We start from the raw sequence: 1,333 nt of genomic DNA, 5'->3' as shown, positions 1-1,333 counted from the left end.
TAGACTGGCCCCATAGATCACCAGACACTTCGCCTCTCTTAAAATAAGAGGTAGTCTTAGAACTATGTTTAACACCAGTCAGAATAATAAGATGGTTGAAGTGTTATCAGGACCTGAACGGCGTCGGCGTCGTACACCGCAGGAAAAAATTGCCATTATTCAGCAGACTATGGAACCCGGCATGACAGTGTCTCATGTTGCTCGCCTGCATGGCATCAATGCTAACCAGATCTTCAAATGGCGCAGGCAGTATGAAGACGGTTCTCTGACCGCCGTGGCATCAGGTGAAGAGGTCGTGCCCGCGTCTGAACTTGCTGCGGCCAATAAGCAAATCCGCGAACTTCAGCGTCTTCTGGGCAAAAAAACGATGGAAGCTGAGATACTCAAAGAGGCCGTGGAGTTCGGCCGGGCAAAAAAATGGATTGCGCATGCGCCCTTGTTGCCCGGGGACGACGACTGACCGACGTCTGCCGGAGTATTGGCGTGTCGCGTGCGCAACTGAGCATCAGAGTTCACCGGTCACCTGACTGGCAGGATCGCAGACGGCAGCCCCGCTCTGACGATAGCGCCGTGTTATCCCGGATAAACACGGCGGTGTCTGACCTGCCGACGTATGGCTATCGCCGCGTGTGGGCGCTGCTGCGACGGGAGTCAGAGCGGGATGGCCTGCCTGTGGTTAATGCGAAGCGGGTGTATCGCATTATGAGAGCACACCATCTGCTTCTTGAGCGTAAACCTGCTGATCCCCGCCGGAAGTGCGCACACAAGGGGCGCGTGGCGGTAGCTGAAAGTAACCGGCGCTGGTGTTCAGATGGCTTCGAGTTCCGCTGTGACAATGGAGAAAAGCTGCGGGTGACCTTCGCACAGGACTGCTGCGACAGGGAGATCATTGACTGGGCAGCAAGCACCGGAGGCTATGACAAAGAAACGGTGCAGGATGTGATGTTGGGCGCGGTGGAAAAACGCTTCGGAAGGCTGTTACCCACAGAGTCGCTGGAATGGCTGACGGATAACGGTTCAGCCTACCGAGCGCATGAAACAAGGGCATTTGCCCGGATGCTGGGACTTGAGCCGTGCACAACAGCAGTCCGGAGCCCGGAAAGCAACGGCATAGCAGAAAGCTTCGTGAAAACGATAAAGCGTGACTACATCAGCTTCATGCCGAAACCGGACAGCGAGGCAGCGGTGACGAACCTGGCGGTGGCGTTCAGTCATTACAACGAACATCATCCGCACAGCGCGCTGGGATATCGCTCACCACGGGAATATATACGCAGGAAGTTATCGCAACCGTAAGAGAGAAAAGACGTCTGGATATATAGGGTCAAATCCA

At 55.1% G+C, this 1,333-nt stretch carries 1 protein-coding gene; it reads left to right on the top strand.

Features of this window, described 5'->3' with window-relative positions; genetic code table 11:
* The first annotated feature begins 91 nt into the window (after window positions 1–91).
* Window positions 92–1,296, top strand: a protein-coding gene (locus tag AC3Y5R_RS24120; protein WP_489923417.1) for an IS3 family transposase whose coding sequence is annotated in 2 segments (ribosomal slippage) — window positions 92–410 and window positions 410–1,296 — 1,206 coding nt in all. Because the reading frame shifts where the segments join, the coding sequence is not laid out codon by codon here.
* Window positions 1,297–1,333 lie beyond the last annotated feature (37 nt).

The organism is Erwinia sp. 009765445 (genome assembly GCF_058137865.1).
Note: the sequence above shows the minus strand (reverse complement) of the source record. Positions and strands in the feature narration are given on the sequence as shown.